Consider the following 23,554-nt stretch of genomic DNA (forward strand, 5'->3'; position numbering starts at 1 on the left):
GTCCTGCGCCCCTCAGGCTGCCGCGTGCGGTTCCCTCCGGATCCTGTGTGCGAGCCGACCGATCAGCACGGCGTTGAGCAGTCCGGACAGGGCGGTACCAGTGGTGAAGACCAACGGGCTCAGCCAGGAGAACGAGGGAACCCAGTCGACGGGTGCCGCCAGTACGGAGGCGACGATGCCGAGCGGCGCCGTGGTGACGAGCGGCCAGATCCCGGCGAACCCCGGGTCCTGCGACAAGTAGGCGGCGTACAGGAAGAACCCCAGCGACGCCACCACCACGGCGAGGTATCCGCGCGCGAGCCAGTTGTCCACCGCGGGCGCCAGCAAGGTCCGAACCCCCCGCGGGCGGGGAGCCGCGGAACGCGCCGTGTCCGCTCCCTCCCGCCAGGAGGGGTGTGGGACGTGCGGGCGGGAAGCGCGCACGTCGGGCGGCGTGGCGGTCACGGACCCCTTGGTGAGGCCGCCGAGCATGGCGGCGTTCACGAGGGCGCACACCAGGAGCCAGGCGACCCAGGAACCGACGGCCAGCGCCTCGACCGCCGTGCCGCCCTCGGTTCCCGGACCGAAGGGGAGGACCACGGCCAGGAAGGAGAGTGGAGCGGTGAGCAGCAGGGGGATCAGGTCGAGACCGCCCTCCGGGAAAAGGAACACGGCCAAGACCGAGGCGGCGAGGACGGCCAGATAACCCCGGGCGGCCCGGTTGCCCGTGGCGAGCTTCAGGAGCCGGTGCAGACGCGGGAGGCGGAACGGGCGGGAGGCGTGCGGCATCGCGGGTTCCTTCGGGTCGGTCCGGGATCGGCGTTCCCTACGATGGCCCTGGAAGCACACCCAGACATGAGTACAAGTACTCAGCTCCGTACGGGAGTTTCAGGACGTACCGGAGTTCCGCCTGTGGCATGCCGTGCGGAGTGGGCTCGACCACCGCACCGGGGCGGACACCATGGGCAAGCGACTGCCGACAGGACGGAGCCGGCCGCCCGCCGGGCACCCTCGAACCGCGCCTCACTCATGCAACGCGCAAGTGATCAGGGCCACATTTACCTGCGGTCGCTTCATTTGATTCACGACTGCGAACCATGGACCCATGAGGGGACAACGGCGGAGCAGGCAACCGCATCACGGATTGTTCCCGCCCCACCACCCACCGCACAGAGGGCGCGCCCGATCTACCATCCTTTATCCGTATTTGACGGTTTTCACTGCCGCAACCAATCGGATCCCCCACCTCCCCTTACTAACCCTTGCGGAAGCTCTTACAAGTACTTTACGTTACCTCGCGATCACTCAAAGGATCTTCACAGGGGGGACTTGTGCGCAGAACTGCGCTGCCTGTTGTCGTCGTGCTCGGCATATCGCTGATGCTTCCGCAACATCAGGCGCTAGCAGCAGAGACCATCGACCAGCCGCTGGCCGAGGGAACGACCCAGGACGTCGGCCCCGGCCAGTATCTTTCCGAGACCCGGTCCTTCGAGGTCACCGAGACCGACGTGCCCGGCATCCTCCTCAACCGCAGGCACTCGGTGAGGGCCGGGGCCGACGGCGTCGCCTCCCCCGAGGACGCCCCGGACACCCGTGCCGACATGGGAGTCTTCGGCCCCAGCTGGGAAGCCGAGTTCGTGGGCGGCCAGCTCAACCGGAAGCTGGAGCAGCGCGACAACACCATCCTGGTGACCGACCTCGGAGTGAACGAGACGCTGCAGTACAAGCTCAGGTCCAGCGTCGACTACCCCAGCGGTGGCGGCGTGAAAAAGTATGCGACCTCGGACGGGTCGCAGCTCACCGAGACCTCCAGATGGAATGAGGCGAAAGGAGCCCTGGAGACCTCCGTCATGGAGGTCATCGGTGTAGACCTCGCCACGACTGCGGAGGGTGACGACGCCTTCACCGACGCGTCCGGCGCGCCGATCCCAGCAGCGGACCTCAAGCCCACCTACAAGTGGGAGCAGGCCGGCACTGGCGTCGACACTTGGCGTGTCACCAGTGTCGGCAGCAACATCTACGCCACCGACGTCGAGTACGACGCCCGGGGACGCGTCGCCGAGATCACGAACCCGGCCTTCGGTGAGAAGCCGGAGACGTCCACCACGGTCACCTACGCCAACGCGACCACGGCCACGTCCTCCTCGGCCGGCGACTACGCCGGCCAGGTCAAGGAGATCACCGTCACCGAGGGCGCCACCACACAGACCCTCGCCCGGTACGCCTACGACTCGTCCGGCCTGCTGCGCATCGTCACCAACCCGGCCGAGTCCGGCGATCCGCAGGCCACGTACGCCTACGACTCCACCGACCGGCTGTCCGACGTCACCTCGACGACCAACGGCAGTTGGCATCTGGACTTCCCGGCCGGGTCCGCCCTGCCGGGCGCCACCCCCACCGGAGAGGCGGTGCCGACCCCGGGCGCCGCGGTCGAGGGCGACGCCCCAAGCCCGGACTCCACCCTCACCGACCCGCCGGCCGCCTCGGAGTTCGTCGACGACGACCTCTCGGGTCCGCAGTCGTACCCGTCGAAGTGCAGCACCGCGACGAGCTGGATGTACTACACGAAGTCCGGCTGCACCACCAAGGTCGCGCACTACGGCTGGCACTCCCCCTCGTGGAAGAAGCTCCCGAACGGCACCAAGGTGCGCGGCATCAACCACGACCACTGCACCAGTGCTCCCGACAGGCCGCTCGGCTACGACTTCCGTCCCGCCTGCGACCAGCACGACTACGGCTACGGCACCATCGGTAACTCGTACAAGGGCTACTACAAGTACCTATCCCGCAACAAGGGACTCAACGTGGACGGCGTCTTCTGGACCTCGCTCTACACCAAGACCTGTAACGGCTACTTCTTCAAGAGCCCCTGCCGCTCCACCGCCAACCTGTACTACGCGGCGGTGACGGTGTTCGGCCGGGCGAAGAACGGCGCGAAAGCGACCTGATCCTCGAGCGCACCCACTGACGAGCGACACGACTCAGGCACGAAGGCCGGACGGCGGGCTTCCCCCGCCGTCCGGCCTCCGGCTTCACGCCCATCCCTCGGGCATCGGCATGCCCGCTTCTCTGACGGAGTCAAAGTGAAGAGACCGATATGGTCCGCGGTCGTCATAGCAATGATCACCGCGTCCCTCGGTGCGGCACCGGCCCATGCGGCCGCGCCGCCAAGCAGCACCGCAGCGGCCGGAGCGATGAACGGTCCGGTCGACCCGCCGCTGTACGACGAGACCGCTGACGGTGGCACCGTCCGCGTCAACGTCGTCACCGAGAGCCGCACGGACCTGGTCGACGCGGCGGAGGCCGGTGACACACTGCAGTCCTTCGACACCCTGCCGGTGATCACCCTCAAGGTCGGCAGAAGCGGCCTGGACGAGCTGGCCGCCCAGCCCGGCGTGGTCAGCGTCACCGAGGACGTACCGGTACCGCCGAGCCTGGACCAGAGCGTCCCGCTCATCGGCGGTACCAAGGCGGCCGCGGCGGGCATGACCGGTACGGGCAGTGCCATCGCCGTCCTAGACACCGGCGTCGCCACCGGCCACCCGTTCCTGCAGGATCGGGTCATCGCCGAGGCATGCTTCTCGCCGGCCGACGACGAGTACTCCGCGACCAGCCTCTGCCCGGACGGCACCGCGGCGGAGGAGGGCCCCGGCACCGCCGACTCCGAGACCGGGGCGTGCGCAACCATCGACGCCTGTTCCCACGGGACGCACGTGGCCGGTATCGCCGCGGGCAACGGCACCGGCATCGCCGGAGCCCCCGCGCGAGGTGTCGCCCCCGGCGCCGATATCGTCGCCATCCAGATCTTCAGCAAGTTCACCTCCGAGGACTTCTGCGGTCCCGGTGCCGCACCCTGCGTGCTCAGCTTCACCAGCGCCCAGATCGCTGCGCTGGAGAAGGTGCTGCAGCTCCGTCGGTCCGGCACTCCCGTCGTCGCGGCCAACCTGAGCCTCGGCAGCGGGCGGTACACCGCCGCCTGCGAGACGGACCCGCGCAAACTGGCCATCGACGACCTGTTCACCTCTGGTGTCGCCACCGTGGTCGCGTCCGGGAACAACGGCTACGGCGACGCGGTGAGCGCCCCCGCCTGCATCTCCTCCGCCATCGCGGTCGGTTCCACCACCGACGACGACCAGCTGTCCTCGTTCGGCAACCGAGGAACGCTGCTGGACGTCCTTGCCCCCGGCACGGGCATCGTCTCCTCCGTTCCCGGCGATGGCTACGCCTCGAAGAACGGCACCTCCATGGCCGCGCCGCACGTGGCCGGTGCCTTCGCGATTCTCCGGGAGGCGTTCCCGACCAAGAGCGTCCAGGAGCTCGAGTCGCTCCTGGAGTCCACCGGGAAGACCATTACCTACACCGGCGCCGGCACCCCGCGTATCGACATCGGCGCGGCACTGGATGGAACGCAGCCGGCCCCGGAGCCCGAGCCGACCGCCAAGCCCAGGCCCTCCGTGATCGTGAACAATACGGACTACGCCGTCCCCGATCCGGGAACGGCCCAGTCACCGATCACGGTGGCCAACATCCCCGGCAACGCGCCGAAGAACCTCCAGGTGCACGTGGAGGCCACGCACGAGTGGCGCGGCGAACTGAAGATCTCCCTGGCCGATCCGAACGGCAAGCTGTACCCGTTGAAGACGACGTCCCCGACGGAGAACGGCGGCACCATCGACACCACCTATACGGTCGATGCCAGCGCCTCTCCTGCCAACGGCACCTGGACGCTCCAGGCGCAGGACACTTCCTCGGGCGCCACCGGCACGCTCAAGGACTGGTCGCTGACGTTCCCCACCCCGTTCACGAAGACCGGTTCCTTCGCCATCCCAGACCCTGGCACCGTCACCTCCGAGATCACCGTGTCCGGCTTCTCCGGCAACGCGCCCTCCGCGCTGCAGGTATACGTGGACGTCACCCACGAGTGGCGCGGCGACGTGAAGATCGACCTGGTGGGCCCCGACGGCACGTCGTACCCCGTCAAGTCGACGTCCGGGACGGAGAACGGCGGTGACATCAAGGCCACCTACTCCGTCGACGCCAGCACCTCCCCTGCGAACGGCACCTGGAAGCTCCAGGTCCGGGACGCGTCCGACGGCGCCACCGGCACCCTCAACGGATGGTCGCTGGCATTCCCCTCGTATGAGAACCAGACCAGGTACAGCGTGCCCGACCCCGGCGGCCTGAGCTCGCCGGTCACCGTCAGCGGGCTCACGGGGGCCGCTCCGAAAAAGCTGCGGGTGTACGTGGACGCCACGCACGAGTGGCGCGGTGACCTGGAGATCCACCTGGTCGATCCGAACGGCAAGCTGTACCCGGTGAAGCCCGACTCCTCGACGGAGAGCGGCGGAACCATCCAGCAGATCTACACCGTCGACGCCGGCGCCTCCCCTGCGAACGGCATCTGGAAGCTTCGCGTCGAGGACATCTCCCAAGGGGCCACGGGCACCCTCAACAGCTGGACCCTGGCGTTCTGAGCCACTCCTGCGCGCCGCGGTCCCCGGCATCCCACCAGGGACCGCGGCACCGGGCGTCGGCCTCCGGCGCGCGCGGCCGGGGACGGAGGCGTCCGCCGCGTCGTCCGCGGTGACCGGGCCCGCCCGGATCAGGTCCGGTACGCGTAGTACGAGGCGTTCGGGTACGACGCGATGATGCTCGCCACCGACCTGTTGTAGGTGTTGGTGGAGTGGTACGTCAGGTACGGCACACCCCGGGTGCGGGACGTGACGACCATGGTGTGGTCCTTCGACCCGTCCTTGTCGAAGTCGACCTGCAGCACGTCGCCGATGTCCATCTGGTAGACGTTGGCGAGGCTGGTCGTCCGCTTCGAGTTCTGGGCGAACCAGGACCACTCGTTGACGCCGACGAACGAGTCCGACTGGATGTCGGCGTTGCCGAACCACTTGGTGTAGTCGTACACGTAGCCGGGGACGTGCTTCCAGCCGCCGGCCTTCAGCGCCTGGCTGACGAAGTTGGTGCAGTCGCCGCCCGCGCCCTGCCCGTTGAAGTTCGGGTAGTCCGGGTTGTAGTTGGACCAGTACTTCTTCGCGTAGTCGGCCATCGCCTGGTAGTTCAAGCCGCTGGCGGTGAAGTTCTTGGCGTTGGCCGGACCGGGATACGCGGTCGACGCCTTGGGGGCCGAGGGCATCGTGTCGTCGGCGGTCTCCACGGTCACGGGCCCGACGTCCGGCTTGACCGGCTGGTTCACCGCGAGGTCGCCCTCGTCGGTCGCCCGGATCCCGGTCAGCTGCCAGTTGCCGTGCCGGTCAGCGGTGAACGTCAGCTCGTGGTGGGCCTGGAAGCCGGTGTTCTTCGGCTCGTCGCCGCGGACCTTCTCGTAGGTGAGGGTCGTGGTCTCGGTGACCGCGACCTTGGCCTTGCGGCCCTTCACACTCGTGGCGTCCAGAGTGACGGTCGTGCTGGCCTTGCTGTACTTCTCGCCCAGCTTCGCGAGCTTGTCCTTGCGCTGCTTCAGCGTGGACAGGGCGGAGTCCTCGCCGCGGGCCGTGCCCGAGGACAGCCGGACCCTCCCGGAGAAGGCGTCGGTCAGCGGCTTCTTTCGGTTGTCCTGTCCGCCGTCGACCAGGACCTCCGTACGGTCGGTCAGGACCGCGTCCGCCAGCCGCTGGAAGGTGGCCTTGGTCCTGGCGTCCACCGTGGGATCGTCGGTGACCGCGGCACCCGCGCTCCAGTTGGGCAGCAGCGCCGCTCCGGCGGCGACCGAGGCCACCGCTGCTCCGCCTATGGTGACGCGGCGTCGTGTGCGCCTTATCTTCCTTGACTTCACTGATGGTTCCCCTCTTGTCCCCGGCGATGGGATGCCGGGGAAGCGCATCCTTGCATGGCGTGTGAGGCCTTTGTGAAGGGGGATGCGCCTGTGGACCGAGAACGTTAGAAGAACGTCATTGCACGACGGTCGACCAGTTCGGGGACTGGGCCGGGTCCAGGGAGCGCAGACGCTCCAGCGTCGCGGGTTTCTGCACGTCCAGCCAGTCCGCGAGCTCCTTGAAGGACACGCACTTGACGTCCTTCTTGGTGCACACGTTCTCGATGACCTGGTCTACGGCCTTCATGTAGATGCCGCCGTTCCAGTCCTCGAAGTGGTTGCCGATGAACAGGGGCGCCCGGCTGCCGTAGTACACGCGGTCGAACCCGGCCATGTAGGTGTCGACGGTCTCCTTCTCCCACTGGAGGTACTGGGCCGGATCGCTCTCGGTCTCGCCGCCGGACTGGTTGTAGAGGAAGTTGAAGTCCATGGAGAGGCCCTGATAGTCACCGTTCTCGTACGGGAGCATCTGCAGCGGGAAGTCCCATATGCCGTTCTTCTTGGTCGGCCATATCTGGAAGTCGCCCGCCGAGCTGGCGTCGTAGCGGTAGCCGTAGTCCTTGATGGCCTTCAGCAGGTTCTCCTGGCCCTCCAGGCAGGGGGCGCGGCCGCCGACGACCTCTTTGGTGACGTCGAAGGGCAGTGGGGGCAGATCCGTGTAACCGGTGTTGGTCTTCCACTTCTGCACGAAGGAGTTGAACTGGTCGATCTCGCTCTTCCACTCCGCGACGCTCCAGTCGCCGCCGCCCTTCGCGTCGCAGAAGTGCCCGTTGAAATGGGTGCCGATCTCGTTCCCCTCCTCCCAGGCCTTGCCGAGCTGTTCCAGCGTGGTGCGTATGTGCTCGTCGGTGGGGTAACTGATCGCTGCCTCCCCCTTCTCGTGCTGGGGCGGGTCGTACAGCGTCTTCTTGTCCTTGGGCAGCAGGTAGATCCCTGTGAGGAAGAACGTCATATGGGCGTCGTACTGCTCGGCCAGCTCTCGGTAGTGCGAGAAGAGTTCGTCGTCGCCCTGCAGCGCGCCGTCCCAGGAGAAGACGACGAACTGGGGCGGCTTCTCACCCGGTTTGAGCGGCTCCGGCTTCAGCTGGTCCTTCTTCGGGCCGGTGTAGGACGTAGAACCGTCCCCCAGGACCTCCGTCTTCCCGTCCCACTGCGGCTCCTTGACCGTCCCCGTCTTCTTCTGCCCCCCTGAGGACGCGGTCGGCGCGGTGGTGTCCGTGCGGTTCAGCACCAGGTAACCAGCCGTGAGCGAGGCGAGCACGAGAAGCGCCGCCAGGGCCAGGAACCCCGGACGGAGGGCAGCGGTGCGGCGCGGTGCCCGGGCCTTGCGGCGGCGCCCCGACGGTTGCTTCATGTGCGGCTCATTCTCCAGACGATTGAGGGCTGCGGCTCCCGTCGGTGGTCAGCCGAGGGGCCTCGTGGCGCCGAACCAGATGCGGTAGGGGACGCTGTCACCGGCAGCACCGGCGATGCCCTCCAACGGCAGCGGTTCGAGGCTCTTGGCGAGGTCGATGCGGTAGACGACGACCGCCGTGGAGACGGACTCGTGCGTACCGACATACCAGGCGGCGTTGTCGTCCTGCGTGGTCCCGACCTTCCCCGCCACCTGCGCGGTGGCGGGCGCGTCGTCGGGGTGGGCTGTGCGGAAGGCGTCGGTGAGCGCGGAGGTGACCTCCTCGGCCACGTCGGCGCGGACCGCCCGGCTCGGGTCGGGCAGGTCCAGGGGGACCCCGGAGCCGTTGTGGGTGATCCGGCGCACCGAGTACGGCTCGGTATGCTTGCCGGCCGCGGCGAACGTGGAGTAGCCGCTGGCCATACGGATGGCGCTGGGTGTGGAACTCCCCGTCGACAGTGCGGGCACCTGGGCCCCGATGCTGGAGGGCAGCAGACCCGAGGCCTCGGCGGTGGCACGCACCTTGTCCAGGCCGGTGTCCATGCCGAGCTGCATGAACGGTGTGTTCACCGACAGCTCCAGCGCGCGGTGGAGCGAGATCTGCCCGTAGGACTCGTCTCCGTCGTTGCTGGCGGCGACCTTGCGGCCGCCCCGGTCCCAGTACGGCCCCTCCGGCGTGGTCACTGGCACGTCGTCGTCACCGTTGTAGAGGGAGTCCCCGGTGACCGGGGCCGTCTCCCCGTCACGGGTCCTGCGGACGCCGTGCTCCAGACCGGCCGCGTACACGAACGGCATGAAGGCCGAGCCGGCCGGGACAGTGCTGGCGTTGGACTCGTTGTAGCCCTGCTTACGGTGGTCGGGGCCGCCGTAGACGGCGAGGATCCGGCCGTCGGCGGCCACCGAGGCCGCCCCGTAGTGCGCGGCCTTCGCGGTCTTCGGGTGGTCCTTCGAAGTCTTCTCGCGCGCCTCGGTGACAGCGTCGGTGAGCTGCTTCTCCCGCTCCTTGTCGAAGGTCGTGTAGATCTGGTAGCCGCCGAGGTCGAAGTCCTTCTCGGAGATCTTCCCGGCCTTCTTGGCGTACTGGGAGGCCAGTTCGACCAGATAGTCGCTCTGCTCACCGGTGTCGTACAGCGGGTTGCTCTCCAGCGGCTCGGGGAACTTCCGGTACGTGGCACGCTCGGCCTTCGAGAGCTTGCCTATCTCGACCATGCGGTCGAGGGTCCAGGACCAGCGCTCCTCGGCCCGGGCACGGTTGGCGCTGCTCAGGGTCGGATCGTACAGTCCGGCGCCCTTGAGCAGGGAGGCCAGGAACGCGGCCTCGCTGGCGTTGAGGTCGTCGACGTCCTTGCCGTAGTAGGCCTGGGCGGCGCGCTGGATGCCGTAGGTGCCGCGGCCGAACCAGCTGGTGTTGAGGTAGCTCTCGAGGATCTCGTCCTTGCTCATCCGGTTGTCGAGCTTCAGGGCGATCATCGCCTCGGTGAGCTTGCGGCGGACCGTCTGGTCCTGGTTGAGGTAGACGTTCTTGACGTACTGCTGGGTGATGGTCGAGCCGCCCTGGGTGTCGCCCTGGCCGAGCGTGCGCAGCAGAGCACGACTGATGCCCTTGAAGGAGATACCGGGATCGCTGTAGAAGCTCTCGTTCTCGGCCGCGAGGACCGCCCAGCGGACGTCCGCCGGAATGTTCTTCAGCGACATCGCCTGCCGCTGCACCCAGCCGGTACGGGCCATGGGCGTCCCGTCGGCCCAGAAATACACGTTGTCCTGCTGGGTGGCGTACGAGTTGAGATTGTCCGGGATGTCGGTGGCCGCGTAGGCGACGGTCAGGAAGAGTCCGCCGAGGCCCACGCCGGCGAGGGAGGCGCCGAGCCACTGCCGCCAGGAGGGCAGCCATCGGCGTAGTCCGGTGCGTCCGGGTCTGGGGTACTGCGGCCGCACACGGCGGGCGTAGGGCGCGAGGCGGGCGGCGAGCGCAGCAAGGGCTCCCAGCAGGGATGCCAGGTGAGGGGCGGCGGCGAGGCGGGAGCGGAGGGAGGGGGCGGGCGCCTTGCGCGGGTTCCGGCTTCTGCGGCGGCCGGGTCGTCCGGTCGTGCCGCCGCTGCGTATTCGGTGCGACGGCTCCGCCCCCGAAGGGACGGTCGTTCCGGATATCTCCGGTTCCCCTCCAGCGTCGGCCCCGTCCGGTGACGGTACCCGCAACTGCATGGTCTCGTCCGCCGTGGGCGAATCGGGCACCTTCAACTGCTTCAGCTGCATGGTGGCGTCCGGCTCCCGAGGCTCCTCCCCACCCCCCGTCGGCGTCACCACATCCCCCTTCGCATTCGACACCTCTCGCGCAGGCAGGCGTACGAGAGCCCGCCCCGCCCACCATCGACACGACTGCGAGTCGACCACTGACCCGGCAGTCCGGCGTCCTCACAAATTACCAGCGCTCTTCAACATTCCTTCACGCACCAGAACCATATATAACCGGGCGCAGTTGAACATAAGAGGCATGTCGGTATACGGGCGGTAACACTCCTCGTCAGGCCGCCAACGGCATTCACCCCGGCGTCGTCCGGCCTCCACTCATGCCGCCGCACGTCCGCATCGCCCCCCAGCGCGTCAGGATGACGACGACCCCATCCGCCCCCAGTGCCCCCTTTACCACATTGCGCTCGGCCACGAATGTAGCGCACGCCGGTGACGGGCGTCGCAGTGCGTCAGTTCCGACTCGTCATGATGAGTGCGTCGATGGCTGGAATCCAACCACCGCCCGGCCTTTTGAGCCACCCTTTGTCGTTCGCCAGTTCGAGGGCAGCCGATCGAAGCGCATCGATACCAGGATGCACCAGCCCCTTCAGCCACACCAGCGACAACGGTGACAGCGGCACCGGATCGACGAGCGGCCGCACCACCGTGTACGGCATGGCCGGAAAATTCACAGTCGCCAAAACGGGGGTACGCGTCTTGGCCATGATCCTCCGGAACTCCTCGACCCCCACGGCGAGCGGAGCCGGCGGCGCGACCTCTATGCCGCGTCCCTCGAAGAGGTGACGGGCCAGATCGGTCCATTCCAGCGTTCGGGGGTTCCCCGCGCCCGCGTACACCGTCTCGCCCGCCAGCGCGGCCAGCGGCACCTCCCCGAAACCGGCCAGCCGGTGGTCCTCGGGCAGGACGACGGCCATCGGCTCGTACCGCACGGGCTGCTGGACGAGCCGGGCGCGCACCGCCGGGTCCAGGCCCGCGAACCGCCCGAACGAGGCGTCGAGCCGTCCGGCGAGCATCTCCGCGGCCGCGCCCGTCAGACCGCTCTCGAAGCGGGCCATCAGCTCGCAGTCGGGGGCGAGTTCGCGGGCCCGCTCCAGGATGCGGCCGGTGACGAGTCCGGGGCTGTTCACGTCCACCAGCAGCGGGCGGTCCGCGTCGGGTCCGCCCCGCGCGAAGGCGGCGAGCAGCGCGTCCTGCGCCTCCAGGACCCGGCGGGCGTACGGCAGCAGCCGCTCGCCGTCGGCGGTGAGCGCCACCTGCCGGGTGGTGCGGACGAAGAGGACGGTGCCGAGCTCCCGCTCCAGCCGCCGGATGTCGCGGCTGAGCGCCTGCTGGGCGACGTACAGACGGGCGGCGGCGCGGGTGAAGTGCAGTTCGTCGGCGACGGCGAGGAAGGCGCGCAGCAGGCGGGGTTCGAGGTGGGCCGGCAGGGCCGCCCGCGGACGGTCGGGATCGGGCACCGCGCGAATCTACAACGCGGCCGCGTGAACGGCCACGGAGAAAGTGTTGGACCCCCGAGAGCGGCCCGGCCGACCGTTGACCCATGCATCGATCACCCCGCCGCTCCTCCGCCGGCACGTCTCCGGACGCCCTTTCCGGCGTGTTCCCGGGCACGACCTCGGGTGCGCCTTCCGGCACGACTTCGGGTGCCTCTTCAGGTGCGCCTTCCGGCACGTTCCGGGGTCCGTCTCCGGGCGCCCCCTCCTGGTCCTCCCCGGACACGGCTCCAGGCGCCCCCTCCGGCACGTCCCCTGACGCCCCCTCCGGCGCGTCCCCTGACGCATCCTCAGGCACGTCCCCTGACGCATCCTCGGGCACGTCCCCGAACGCGTCCTCGCGTACGTCCCGCGGCGAGCGTGTCCGGAACCCGTACCTCCGGCTCTTCTCCGTCCCCGGCGCCCGCGCCTTCACCGCCGGGAACCTGATCGCGCGGCTGCCCATGGGCATGTTCAGCGTGAGCGCCGTGGTCATGATCGCGGGCTCGCGCGGCTCGTACGCCCTCGCCGGCGCCGTCACCGCGGCGGGCCTGGCGGCCACGGCGGTGGTCGGCCCCTGGACGGCGCGCCTGGTGGACCGCTTCGGACAGGCCCGGATCGCCGTGCCCGCCACGCTGTTCGCCGCGCTGGGCTCGCTCGCCCTGCTGCTGTGCGTGCGGTACGGGGCGCCGGACTGGACCCTGTTCGCGGCGTACGCGGCGACCGCCACGACGCCGAACACGGGCGGCATGTCGCGGGCGCGCTGGGCGCACCTGTTCAAGGGCGACTCCGGGGCGCTGCACACCGCGAACTCCTTCGAGCAGGCCGCCGACGAGCTGTGCTTCATGCTCGGACCGGTGCTCGCCGCGTTCCTGTGCACGGCACTCTTCCCCGAGGCGGGCACGCTGACCGGGGTGGTCCTGCTGGTCACGGGCGTGCTCGTGTTCGCCGCGCAGCGCGCCACGGAACCGCCGCCGCGGCCGCGCCCGGCGGGTGGCGGCAGGGCCCCGAGCCTGCTGCGGACGCCCGGCATGCCCGCGCTGCTGACCGGGTTCCTCGCCACGGGCGCGGTGTTCGGGTCGCTGGAGGTCGTCACGATCGCGTTCGCGGACGTCCGGGGGCACAGGTCGGCGGCGGGCGTGATCCTCGCGCTCCAGGCGGCGGGCTCGTGCGCGGCCGGGCTGGTGTACGGCGCGTGGCGGCCCGCGGGCCCGGCCGGGCGCCGCTACCCCGTGGCCCTCGCCGCCATGACCGCCCTGATGACGCTGCCGCTGCTGGCGGCCGCGCTCACCGGCTCGCTGGTGGTCCTCGCCGCGTCGCTGCTGGTGGCCGGGATGGCGACGGCCCCGACGATGGTCACCGGCATGACGCTGGTGCAGGGCCGTACGCCGGGCGGGCGGCTGAACGAGGGCATGACGCTCGCGGTGACCGGGCTGCTCGGCGGGATCGCCGGCGGCTCGGCGCTCGGCGGCTGGCTGGTGGAGCACGTGTCGGCGCGGGCCGGTTACGGCGTGCCGGTGGCGGCGGCGGCCCTGGCCCTGCTGATCGCCCTGGCGGGCCGCGTCCGGGCCTGAGCCGCTCCGCCTCCGGCAGCCGCCTGCGCCCCTCACCGGGCCGCGTCCGGACCTGCGCCGCCGCCCTCGCCCCCTTCCGCCCCGTCCGGCCCGTCGAACCTCCGTCGCAATTCACGCGCATCCCATTGACGCGCTTCCGGCCCCACCTACCTTCCCCCGTCGAAGCGCTTCGACGTGAACCGTCGAACCGGTTCGACGGCCGCTGCGCGGCGCTCCGCGACGAGCGGGCGGACGGGACTCACCGGAGTGCGAGGGCCGGCCGCTGTACCCCTTCGGGTACGGGCTGTCGTACACCTCCTTCCGCTACGGCGAGGTGAAGCGCGTCGACGGCGGGTACGAGGTCGCCGTCACCAACACCGGCACGCGCGCGGGCGACGAGGTCGTGCAGCTCTACACCCACCAGCGCGCCTCCCGCGACGAGCAGCCGCTCAAGCAGCTCAAGGCGTACGAGCGGGTGTCGCTGGAGCCGGGGCGGACGAAGCGGGTCCGGCTCCCGCTGCACACGAAGGACCTCGCACACTGGGACGTGACCCGGTCGAAGTGGGTGGTGGAGAGCGGCACGTACGACGTCCTGGTCGGCGCCTCCTCGGCCGACATCCGCTCGCGGACCGCGCTGGGGTGAAGGGCGAGACGGTCCCGCCCCGCGACCTGGCGCGCACGACCCGCGCGGAGAACTTCGACGACTACGACGGCACCCGCCTCGTCGACGAGTCGAAGCCGCGCGGGACGGCGGTGTCGGCGTCGGCGGACGGCGCGTGGCTGGAGTTCGCGGACGCCCGCCTCGGCCCGGCGGCGAGGCTGACCGCCCGGGTGGCGGGGGCGGCCGGCGCGGTGGAGGTCCGGCTCGGCTCCCCCGCCGGCCGGCTGCTCGGCACGGCGACGGCGGACGGCACGGACTCCCCGTACGCCTACGAGACGGTGACGGCCGCGCTGCGGAACGTGCCGGAGGGGCGCGGGGACGTGTACCTGGTGCTGCGCGGCGAGGGCCTGCGCCTGTCCACGTTCTCGCTGCGCTGAGCGGGTCCGGCCCGCTCAGCCCCGCACCGCACCGCACCGCGCTGGGCGGGCCCGGCCCGGCCGTGCGCCGGGCCCGGGGGCCTTCGTACGGCCGTCGTCTCAGCTCAGCACCGCGCGGGCTTGCGCCACGAGCACTCGGCGTCACCGTCGCCGGAGGCCGTCCCGGCGGCGGTCCGCGCGGCCCCGGGCCGGACGGCGGTCACGGTCCCGCCGTCCCCCGAGGACGCGAGGGTCGCGACGATCGCGTCCTCCAGCGGCTTCACGCTCGCCGCCAGGTAGTTGTTGAGCACGATGCTGAAGACCAGCTCGCGCCCGCCCGCGTCCGTCACGTACCCGGAGAGCGCGGACGCCCCGGTCAGCGAGCCGGTCTTGGCGCGGGCGTTGAGCGCGGCGGGCGTGCCGCACATGCGGCTGCGCAGCGTCCCGCCCGTCATGCGCTCCGGGTCGCAGGCGACGGGCAGCGAGCGGTACCAGTCGGCGTACCAGGGCTCGTCGCGCACGGCGCGCAGCAGCTCGGCGAACTGCCCTGCGGTGAAGTTGTCCATGCGGGACAGCCCGGACCCGTCGACCTGGCGCAGCCCGCCGGTGTCGATGCCCACGCCCTTCAGGTACGCGCCGATCGCGGCGAGCCCGGCGGGCCAGCCGCCCTCCCCCGCCGTCTCGTACCCCATGGCCTTGGTCAGCACCTCGGCGTGCATGTTGTTGGACAGCTTCATGAACGGGACCAGCAGGTCCTTCAGCGGCATGGAGGCGTGCGAGGCCAGGCGCCGCGCGGTGGCGGGGGCCGCCCGCCCCGTCCGCGTGGGCCCGGTGACCCGTACCCCGTGCGCGGCGAGCGCGTCGCGGAACACGGCGGCCGCGTAGCCGGTCGGCTCCCACACGCTGATCCATTCCTTGGCGCCGGAGCCGCCGACGGGGGTCGTGCCGGAGACGGTGACGGTGTTGCCGCCGTGCTCGCGCTCGATGGTGAGGGCGTCCTCCCCGCCCTCGGCCACGGTGGTGGCGCGCACGTCGACCCGGACGTGGTCGTTCGGCGGGGTGACGGTGACCCTGGGCCGCCGGCCGGCCTCCGCCCCCGGCTCCACCCGCACGATCACGCTCCCGGTGTCGTAGTCGGTGTCGGGCGCGACGCTCAGGGCGGAGATCGGGGCGGAGTAGTAGGCGGACTCGTCGTCGGCGGCCCAGGAGCGGCCGAGCCGCCGGTCGTCGAAGCGGGTGTCGTCGGCGACCAGCCGTCCCGTGACGCGCTCGATCCCCGCGCCGGCCACGGCGGCGGCCAGCCGGTCGCAGTCCCGGGCGAGGAGGGTCGGATCACCGGTGCCGCGCAGGTACAGGTCCCCGGCGAGCACGGACCCGTGCCGCCGCCCGTCCGCGAGCACGTCGGTGGTGAAGCGGTACCCGGGCCCGAGCACGTCCATGGCGGCGGCCGAGGTGGCGAGCTTGGTGTTGGAGGCGGGCATCAGGCGCGAGGCGGGCTGCCGGCCGTACAGCACGTCGCCGGTGGCGGCGTCGGCGACGACGACGCTCGCCGCCCCGCCCTCCATCCGGCTGTCGCCCAGGACGGTGTCGATCGCCTCGGGCAGCCCGGTGCGGTCGCCGTCCGCACCGGCCGGGGCGCTCCAGCCGAGGGCGGCCGCCACCAGCGCGAGCACGAGCGGCCACGCCCGGCTGCGCCCCAGGAGGCCGGAGCCCGGCCGGGGACTGTTCGCGGTCGTACGCACAGATCTGCTCATGCCCCGGCAGCATGGCGGACCGGGCCGTACGGCGACAGGGGGCGTGCCGGGCCCAGCGGAACGGCGGACACACCGAAAGACGACGGGCACAGCAAAAGACGACGGGCACAGCAAAACGGCGCCTTCGTGACCGAAGGCGCCGTTCCCATGGGTGTGACCGCGCGGAGCCGCTCGTCGGGCGGGACCGCGGTGGTGGAGATGGCGGGAATCGAACCCGCGTCCAACGGTGCAGAACCAGGGCTTCTCCGTGTGCAGTTCGCTGCGCTTTTCTCGGCCCCGGAGATCACGCGAACAAGTCTCCGACGGGCTCAGTCACTGTTTGGTTTCCCTCTCGACCCCGTGACCGGGCCTAGAGGTTTAGTTCCCTAGCTGATGCCAGGATCCGGGTCGGGAACGGCCCCGGGCTGACACTCCCTTTAGTAGGAGGCTCGCTCTGCTACCTGAGATCAGGCAGCGAGGGCGAAGGCCTGCTGGGAGGAATCGCGCTTGGTATTGGCGATTATTTTTTGCGACATATGGTTTACGAGATCATTGCCGCTTCCTCGACACGCTTCCCCTGCTTCGACATCCGCTGTCGAAACCGATCATCCCCATGTTGATTTTTCAATCGTGAGGCCTCGCGGCCTCCTCGCACCCGCTGTGGGGTGCGATGCCATCGTACGTGACCAACGCACGTCCGTGCCAGCGTATTCCCGGGCGTCCGGGGCGGGCGGTGCCGGGCGGCGGCGGCCGGCGCGGCCGACGTCCGGGGCGGACGCCGGGCCTCAGGCCCGCTGCTTCCGCCGGGCCGCCGACATCGCGCGGTCCGCCTCGCGGCGGTCCTGCTTCTCGCGCAGGGTCTGCCGCTTGTCGTACTCCTTCTTTCCCTTGGCCAGGGCGATCTCGACCTTCGCGCGGCCGTCCTTGAAGTACAGGGCGAGGGGCACGATCGTGTGCCCCGTCTCCTGGGACTTCGACTCCAGCTTGTCGATCTCCTCGCGGTGCAGCAGCAGCTTCCGCTTGCGGCGGGCGCTGTGGTTGGTCCAGGTGCCCTGGCTGTACTCCGGCACGTGCACGTTGTGCAGCCACGCCTCGTTCCCGTCGAGCTGGACGAAGCCGTCGACGAGCGAGGCCCTCCCCTGGCGCAGCGACTTCACCTCGGTCCCGGTGAGGACCATCCCGGCCTCGTAGGTGTCGATGATGTGGTAGTCGTGCCGCGCCTTCTTGTTCTGCGCGATCAGCTTGCGCCCTTTTTCCTTAGCCATAGTGCCGCCCATTTTCGCACTACAGGGGGGTGTCCGGGCCAGCCCATAAACGGGCCGCCGAAAGGGCGCGGACGGGGTGCCGAGGGGCTACGAGGGATCGCCCAGCCCGCTCAGCACGGCCTCCGCCCGCCGCAGGGCCTCCTCGTCGGCCTCCAGGTCGGGGGTGATGCCGCGGCCGTCCACGGTGCGGCCGGAAGGGGTGCGGTAGTGGCCCACGGTGAGCTCGGCGACGGAGCCGCCGGGCAGCCGGCTCGGCATCTGCACCGAGCCCTTGCCGAAGGTCCTGGTGCCCACCACGACCGCACGCCCGCGGTCCTGGAGGGCGCCGGTGAGGAGTTCGGCCGCGCTCATCGTGCCCCCGTCGACGAGCGCGACCAGGGGTCTGGAGGTGTCCCCGCCGGCCTCCGCGTGCAGGGCCCGCTGCGCGCCCCGCACGTCGTACGTGGCCACGAGCCCGCCGTCGAGGAAGGCGGAGGCGGCCGTGACGGCCTCGGAGACCAGCCCGCCGGAGTTGCCCCGCAGGTCGAGGACGACGCCGGCGCCCTCGGGCACCCGCGCCACGGCGTCCCGCACCAGGTCGCCGGAGCCCTTGGTGAACGCGTCGACGTCGATCACGGTGACGTCCCCGCCGGCCCTGCGCACCGTCACGGAGTCCGTGGACAGCCGCGCCCGGCGCAGCGTCTCGTGCCAGGCGCGCGCCCCGCGCTCCAGGCCGAGTTCGACGGCCGTGCCCGCGTCGGCGTCCTCGGCGTCGCCCCGCAGCAGGGCCACGACGTCGGTGACGGGCTTGCCGTCCACGCGCGCGCCGTCGACGCTGCGCAGCCGGTCGCCGGTGCGGATCCCGGCCTCGGCCGCGGGCGACCCGGGCCGCACCCGGGCCACCTCGATCCGGCCGTCCCGCTCGCGCCGGGCCCACAGCCCGACGCCGGTGTACCGGCCGTCGAGGGACTCCTCGAACTCCTCGTACTCGCCCTCGGAGTACACCGCGCCCCAGCGGTCCCCGCTGCGGCTGACGGCGCGCTCGGCGGCCTCCACGGGGGACTTGCCGTCGGCCAGCGCCTGGCGGGCCGCCTCGCTGACGTCCTCCTGGTGGCCCGCGGGGGCGGGGCTCCCCGCCCATGCGGAGGGCGAGGTTTTCCGGCCGTCCTCGTCGAACGAGCCGGTGGCGGCGCCCGCAGCGAGGACGCCCGCGAACACCAACGTCAGGGTCGCCCCGCGGCGGACGCGGCGGGGCGGGTGGAACAGGTCGCGGCCTGACATGCCGGTGAGTCTAGGACAACGAAAGGGCGCCGCACGGGTGGTTGACCCGCGCGGCGCCCCGTTCCGCACGGGAGTCTCGTCACACCTTCAGGTACTTGCGCAACGCGAAGAATGCGGCAAGCGCGGGCATGAGCAGGCTCGTCGCGAGGATGAGCGGCAGCTTGGTGAGCACGGCGTCCCAGCCGATGAAGTTGATCAGGTTCAGCTTCTCGGAGAGCGCCAGTCCGTGGTCGATGATGAAGTACCGGGCGATCACCAGGAAGCCGCAGGCGACGCCGCCGCCGATGAGGCCGGCGACCGCGGCCTCCGCGATGAAGGGCGCCTGGATGTAGAAGCCGGAGGCGCCGACCAGGCGCATGATCCCGGTCTCGCGGCGCCGGCTGAAGGCGGAGACGCGCACGGTGTTGACGATCAGCATCAGCGCGACGACCAGCATCATCGCCATCACCGCGCGGGCGGCCCAGTTCATGCCGTTGAGCAGGCCGAAGAGGTTGTCGAGGATGCCCTTCTGGTCCTGCACCGACTGCACGCCGTCGCGGCCGTCGAAGGCCGTCGCGATGACCTGGTACTTCTCCGGGTCCTTCAGCTTGATCCGGTAGGACTCCTGCATCTGGTCCGGCGTGAGCGAGGAGGCCAGCGGGGAGTCGCCGAACTGCTCCTTGTAGTGCTTGTACGCCTGATCGCTCGACTCGTACGCGACCGTGTCGACGACCGACATCTTCTTCAGGTCGGCCTGGATCTGCTCCTTCTGCTCGCTGGTGACCGCCCCCTTGGCGCAGTTGGGGTCGGACTCCGCGTCGCTCTTGTTGCAGAGGAAGATCGAGACGTTGACCTTGTCGTACCAGTAGCCCTTCATCGTGTTCACCTGGTCGCTCATCAGGAGCGACCCGCCGAACAGGGCGAGGGAGAGGGCGACCGAGACGATCACCGCGAAGGTCATCGTCAGGTTGCGGCGGAGACCGACACCGATCTCCGACAGAACGAACTGGGCGCGCATGGCGTCTTCTTCGGGCCTTTCGTGGACGGTCGGTCAGTGCTGGTAGCCGTAGACGCCGCGCGCCTGGTCGCGGACGAGGCGGCCCTTCTCCAGCTCGATGACGCGCTTGCGCATCTGGTCCACGATGTTCTGGTCGTGGGTCGCCATCACGACGGTGGTGCCCGTCCGGTTGATCCGGTCGAGCAGCTTCATGATGCCGACGGAGGTCTGCGGGTCGAGGTTGCCGGTCGGCTCGTCGGCGATGAGGAGCTTCGGCCGGTTGACGAAGGCGCGCGCGATGGCCACGCGCTGCTGCTCACCACCGGACAACTCGCCGGGGCGCCGGTCCTCCTTGCCGCCGAGGCCGACGAGGTCGAGCACCTGGGGCACGGACTTGCGGATCTCGCCGCGCGACTTGCCGATGACCTCCTGCGCGAAGGCCACGTTCTCGCCGACCGTCTTGTTCGGCAGCAGACGGAAGTCCTGGAAGACGGTCCCCAGCTGGCGGCGCATCTGCGGCACCTTCCAGTTGGAGAGGCGGGCTAGGTCCTTGCCCAGGACGTGCACCTGGCCCTGGCTGCACCGCTCCTCGCGGAGGATCAGCCGCAGGAAGGTGGACTTTCCGGAGCCGGAGGACCCCACCAGGAACACGAACTCGCCGCGCTCCACTTCGAGGGAGACATCTCGAAGGGCGGGGCGGCTCTGCTTGGGGTAGACCTTGGAGACGTTGTCGAATCGGATCACGGATGCACCACGGGTCGCCGGAGGGTAGGTGAGCGTGAGCGTACGCGAAGCCGGTGCGCGGGCGCAGTCGGCGGCCCTGGTTGCGCGACGCTTGCACGGTTTGTCATGGAACGGAAGGGCGTGATCGCGCCAGAGCGGGGCGGTACGGGGCGGGCCGCGCCGAATTCCGCGGAACCTGGCACAGTGGAGGGGGGAACGTTCGCGTTCCCGCAGGCGTTGTGTACGTGGAAACGGCGCAAGGAGGGCGTAGCGCATGACGTACGACCGATTGGTGTGCGCTAACTGCGCGGCGCCCGTCAGCGAGGGCCGCTGCCCCGTCTGCCGCGCCAACCGCGAGCGGCTGCAGCAGGAGGGCCCCTTCGCGGGCCTGAACCCGATGGCGCTGATCGCGGCGCTGGCCGTGCTGGTCGCGGCGGTGGCCCTGCTGGCCCACCAGACCGCGTAGCGCGCGGCGGCCGGCCGCCGCGCGGACGCGCGGGGCGGGCGCGCACCGATCGCAGGGATCGTGTAGAAGGGCCCGGAGCGAGTGCTCCGGGCCCTTCTCGCGCACGTACCGCGCCGGTGACGTCGGGGACGTCAGGCGGCGGCGCCGCGGCCGCTCACGAGGCGCGGCAGCATACGGAAGCCGATGCCGCCTGCGATCATCGTGGCCGCGCCGACCAGCAGGAACGTGGTCTCGGCGGCACCGGTCTCGGCCAGCTCGCCGTCCTTCGCGCCCTGGGCGCTGGTGTCGGAGGCGTCCGAGCCGGTGTCGGTCAGGGCCTCCTTGCCCTCGCTCTGCTCGACGAGGCCGCCGTCGGTGTCGATCCCGCCGCCGGTGCTGCCACCGGTGCCGGAGCCGCCGGTGTTGCCACCGGTGCCGGAGCCGCCGGTGCTGCCACCGGTGCCGCCGCCGTTGCCGGAGCCGCCGTTGCCGGAGCCACCGTCGCCGGAGCCACCGCCGGTGTTGCCACCGTTGCCGGTGCCGCCGCCGTTGCCGGTGCCGCCGCCGTTGCCGTTGCCGCCGTTCTGCGAGCCACCGTCACCGGAACCGCCGCCGTTGCCACCGCCGCCGTTCTCGGAGCCACCGTCACCGGTACCGCCGTTCTCGGAGCCACCGTCGCCCGTGCCGCCGTTCTCGGAGCCACCGTCACCGGTACCGCCGTTCTCGGAGCCACCGTCACCGGTACCGCCGTTCTCGGAGCCACCGTCACCGGTACCGCCGTTCTCGGAGCCACCGTCGCCCGTGCCGCCGTTCTCGGAGCCGTCGCCGCACGACGGGTCGACGACGATGTCACAGGTGGGGTCGTCGCCCTCGCCCGCAACGGTGGCACCGACCGACACGCCGCTGCTGCCGGCCTCCAGCCCGAGGTCGATCTCAAGGGCCGAAGCGGCGCCCGCCGCAGTGAGGGAGGCGCCGGCTGCGATCACGGCGCCCGCGGCTATCCGCGCGACGCGGATCCGCGTCTTCTTGGTCATGTAACTGCTACCCCCAGTAGCTGTTCGTCAATGGAGCAGCGCCCGGGGCAGCGACATCGGGGCAGCAAGCGTGAGAAGGCCCCCGGTTTCACATGCGCCCCGGAGATGCGCATGCCGCACTCAACCCTTCCCAGTTTTCACAGAAGCGTCAAGGCCGTTGCGGGCGCGATGTCCGGTACCGGAATATTTGCCCGTCGTAGGGACATGTGACTGTGATGTAAAAGCCACAACATCCGCACACGAAAAGGCAACTGCCGCCCGAGAGGCGGCAATTGCCCTGTCGACAAAGTGACGTTCTCCTGCGGAATTCCGCGGCGTCCTACTTCTCCTGCTGCTTGCGCCAGCGAATCCCGGCCTCCAGGAAGCCCTCGATCTCGCCGTTGAAGACGGCCTCGGGGTTGCCGACCTCGAACTCCGTCCGCAGGTCCTTGACCATCTGGTACGGGTGCAGGACGTACGACCGCATCTGGTTGCCCCAGGAGTTGCCGCCGTCGCCCTTGAGGGCGTCCATCTTGGCCTGCTCCTCCTGGCGGCGCCGCTCCAGCAGCTTGGCCTGGAGGACGTTCATCGCGGTCGCCTTGTTCTGGATCTGCGACCGCTCGTTCTGGCAGGAGACCACGATGCCCGTGGGCAGGTGGGTGATGCGCACCGCGGAGTCGGTGGTGTTGACGCCCTGGCCGCCGGGACCGGAGGACCGGTACACGTCGATGCGCAGCTCGGACTCGTCGATCTCCACGTGGTCGGACTGCTCGACGACGGGCAGCACCTCGACGCCGGCGAAGGAGGTCTGGCGGCGGCCCTGGTTGTCGAAGGGCGAGATGCGCACGAGGCGGTGCGTGCCCTGCTCCACCGAGAGCGTGCCGTAGGCGTACGGCGCCTGGACGGCGAAGGTGGTCGACTTGATGCCGGCCTCTTCGGCGTACGACGTCTCGTAGATCTCGGTCTTGTAGCCGTGCTGCTCGGCCCAGCGCAGGTACATGCGCTGGAGCTTCTCGGCGAAGTCGGCGGCGTCGACGCCGCCCGCCTCGGCCCGGATGTTGACGAGCGCCTCACGGGCGTCGTACTCGCCGGACAGCAGCGTGCGGACCTCCATCTCGTCCAGCGCCTTCTTGACGGCGGTGAGCTCGGACTCGGCCTCGGCACGGGTGTCCGGGTCGTCCTCCTCCTCGGCCATCTCGAAGAGCACGCCGAGATCGTCGATCCGGCCGCGCAGCGCCTCCGCCTTCCTGACCTCGGCCTGGAGGTGGGAGAGCTTGCTGGTGATCTTCTGCGCCTCGTCGGGGTTGTCCCACAGGGAGGGCGCGGCCGCCTGCTCCTCGAGCACGGCGATGTCTGCCCTCATCTTGTCGAGGTCCAGGACGGCCTCGATCGACTCCATGGTCGAGGAGAGGGACTTGAGCTCTTCGGATACATCGAGGACTGCCACGCCTCCAGCCTAACGGCTGTGGCAACCGAGCCAGGCCCCTCGCCCCCGCGGCGCCCCGTACGTGGCCTCGGAACCCTTGTGCCGCCCGGGCGGCACGGGCCCCGGGCCGCAGGGCGGGGGCCGGGCGGGAAGGGACGGGGCACGGCGGCCGGCGGGACCGGGGCCGCCCGTGCGGGGCCCCGGTCGTCGGCTCCGGTCGGCTCCG

The 23,554-nt window shown here is 70.4% G+C and carries 18 protein-coding genes and 1 other RNA gene; 6 read left to right on the top strand and 13 right to left on the bottom strand.

The window, feature by feature from the left end; all coding sequences use genetic code 11:
- Positions 1–12: 12 nt before the first annotated feature.
- Positions 13–768, bottom strand: coding sequence for an SCO4225 family membrane protein (locus IE271_RS09885; RefSeq protein ID WP_190189825.1), 756 nt, complete (start codon positions 766–768; stop codon positions 13–15).
- 590 nt (positions 769–1,358) lie between these two features.
- On the opposite strand from IE271_RS09885, the gene IE271_RS09890 reads away from it, so the two are divergent.
- Together IE271_RS09890 and IE271_RS09895 are read left to right on the top strand one after the other, a co-directional pair.
- Positions 1,359–2,927, top strand: a complete 1,569-nt coding sequence (locus IE271_RS09890; RefSeq protein WP_229919221.1) for a phospholipase A2 — start codon at positions 1,359–1,361, stop codon at positions 2,925–2,927.
- A 135-nt stretch (positions 2,928–3,062) separates the two neighbouring features.
- On the top strand, positions 3,063–5,453 hold the full coding sequence (locus tag IE271_RS09895) for a proprotein convertase P-domain-containing protein (RefSeq protein ID WP_308435167.1): 2,391 nt from the start codon (positions 3,063–3,065) through the stop codon (positions 5,451–5,453).
- 128 nt (positions 5,454–5,581) lie between these two features.
- Here the strand turns inward: IE271_RS09895 and IE271_RS09900 are convergent, their stop codons facing one another.
- The 4 genes from IE271_RS09900 to IE271_RS09915 form a co-directional block, all read right to left on the bottom strand.
- The gene (locus IE271_RS09900; RefSeq protein ID WP_229919222.1) at positions 5,582–6,763 is read right to left on the bottom strand and encodes an amidase domain-containing protein; all 1,182 of its coding nucleotides are present in this window, start codon (positions 6,761–6,763) and stop codon (positions 5,582–5,584) included.
- 115 nt (positions 6,764–6,878) lie between these two features.
- Complete coding sequence (locus IE271_RS09905; protein ID WP_190189827.1) at positions 6,879–8,156, bottom strand: polysaccharide deacetylase family protein; 1,278 nt, start codon at positions 8,154–8,156, stop codon at positions 6,879–6,881.
- A gap of 48 nt (positions 8,157–8,204) precedes the next feature.
- Positions 8,205–10,448, bottom strand: a complete 2,244-nt coding sequence (locus tag IE271_RS09910; RefSeq protein ID WP_190189828.1) for a transglycosylase domain-containing protein — start codon at positions 10,446–10,448, stop codon at positions 8,205–8,207.
- Positions 10,449–10,894: 446 nt separating this feature from the next.
- Positions 10,895–11,902: a LysR family transcriptional regulator gene (locus tag IE271_RS09915; RefSeq protein WP_308435168.1), complete on the bottom strand. Its 1,008-nt coding sequence runs from the start codon at positions 11,900–11,902 to the stop codon at positions 10,895–10,897.
- A gap of 83 nt (positions 11,903–11,985) precedes the next feature.
- Between IE271_RS09915 and IE271_RS09920 the strand changes: the two genes are divergently transcribed.
- The 3 genes from IE271_RS09920 to IE271_RS41790 all read left to right on the top strand — a co-directional run bounded on the left by IE271_RS09920 (position 11,986) and on the right by IE271_RS41790 (position 14,508).
- Positions 11,986–13,491: an MFS transporter gene (locus tag IE271_RS09920; RefSeq protein ID WP_444546142.1), complete on the top strand. Its 1,506-nt coding sequence runs from the start codon at positions 11,986–11,988 to the stop codon at positions 13,489–13,491.
- Between the two features lie 313 nt (positions 13,492–13,804).
- On the top strand, positions 13,805–14,113 hold the full coding sequence (locus IE271_RS41785) for a fibronectin type III-like domain-contianing protein (protein WP_229919223.1): 309 nt from the start codon (positions 13,805–13,807) through the stop codon (positions 14,111–14,113).
- On the top strand, positions 14,110–14,508 hold the full coding sequence (locus IE271_RS41790; RefSeq protein WP_229919224.1) for a carbohydrate-binding protein: 399 nt from the start codon (positions 14,110–14,112) through the stop codon (positions 14,506–14,508). The genes IE271_RS41785 and IE271_RS41790 overlap by 4 nt, the downstream gene beginning before the upstream one ends.
- A 104-nt stretch (positions 14,509–14,612) precedes the next feature.
- On the opposite strand, the gene dacB is transcribed toward IE271_RS41790, so the two are convergent.
- The 6 genes from dacB to ftsE form a co-directional block, all read right to left on the bottom strand.
- Entirely contained in the window at positions 14,613–16,241 is a 1,629-nt protein-coding gene (dacB, locus tag IE271_RS09930; RefSeq protein ID WP_190189829.1) for a D-alanyl-D-alanine carboxypeptidase/D-alanyl-D-alanine endopeptidase, read from the bottom strand.
- Positions 16,242–16,431: 190 nt separating this feature from the next.
- Positions 16,432–16,833: a transfer-messenger RNA gene (gene ssrA / locus IE271_RS09935) on the bottom strand.
- Between the two features lie 172 nt (positions 16,834–17,005).
- Entirely contained in the window at positions 17,006–17,485 is a 480-nt protein-coding gene (smpB, locus tag IE271_RS09940) for an SsrA-binding protein SmpB (RefSeq protein WP_190189830.1), read from the bottom strand.
- Positions 17,486–17,572: 87 nt separating this feature from the next.
- Positions 17,573–18,745, bottom strand: a complete 1,173-nt coding sequence (locus tag IE271_RS09945) for a S41 family peptidase (RefSeq protein WP_190189831.1) — start codon at positions 18,743–18,745, stop codon at positions 17,573–17,575.
- A 79-nt stretch (positions 18,746–18,824) separates the two neighbouring features.
- Positions 18,825–19,742: a permease-like cell division protein FtsX gene (ftsX, locus tag IE271_RS09950; RefSeq protein ID WP_190189832.1), complete on the bottom strand. Its 918-nt coding sequence runs from the start codon at positions 19,740–19,742 to the stop codon at positions 18,825–18,827.
- 33 nt (positions 19,743–19,775) lie between these two features.
- The gene (gene ftsE / locus IE271_RS09955; protein WP_190189833.1) at positions 19,776–20,465 is read right to left on the bottom strand and encodes a cell division ATP-binding protein FtsE; all 690 of its coding nucleotides are present in this window, start codon (positions 20,463–20,465) and stop codon (positions 19,776–19,778) included.
- 253 nt (positions 20,466–20,718) lie between these two features.
- Between ftsE and IE271_RS09960 the strand changes: the two genes are divergently transcribed.
- Positions 20,719–20,910 (top strand): hypothetical protein, encoded by a 192-nt coding sequence (locus tag IE271_RS09960; RefSeq protein ID WP_190189834.1) that lies wholly within the window; start codon positions 20,719–20,721, stop codon positions 20,908–20,910.
- 131 nt (positions 20,911–21,041) lie between these two features.
- On the opposite strand, the gene IE271_RS09965 is transcribed toward IE271_RS09960, so the two are convergent.
- Positions 21,042–21,923 (bottom strand): hypothetical protein, encoded by an 882-nt coding sequence (locus IE271_RS09965; RefSeq protein WP_190189835.1) that lies wholly within the window; start codon positions 21,921–21,923, stop codon positions 21,042–21,044.
- Between the two features lie 319 nt (positions 21,924–22,242).
- The gene (prfB, locus tag IE271_RS09970) at positions 22,243–23,349 is read right to left on the bottom strand and encodes a peptide chain release factor 2 (protein ID WP_190189836.1); all 1,107 of its coding nucleotides are present in this window, start codon (positions 23,347–23,349) and stop codon (positions 22,243–22,245) included.
- Positions 23,350–23,554 lie beyond the last annotated feature (205 nt).

It is taken from the genome of Streptomyces minutiscleroticus (assembly GCF_014650875.1).
In the GTDB taxonomy this organism is placed as follows: domain Bacteria; phylum Actinomycetota; class Actinomycetes; order Streptomycetales; family Streptomycetaceae; genus Streptomyces; species Streptomyces minutiscleroticus.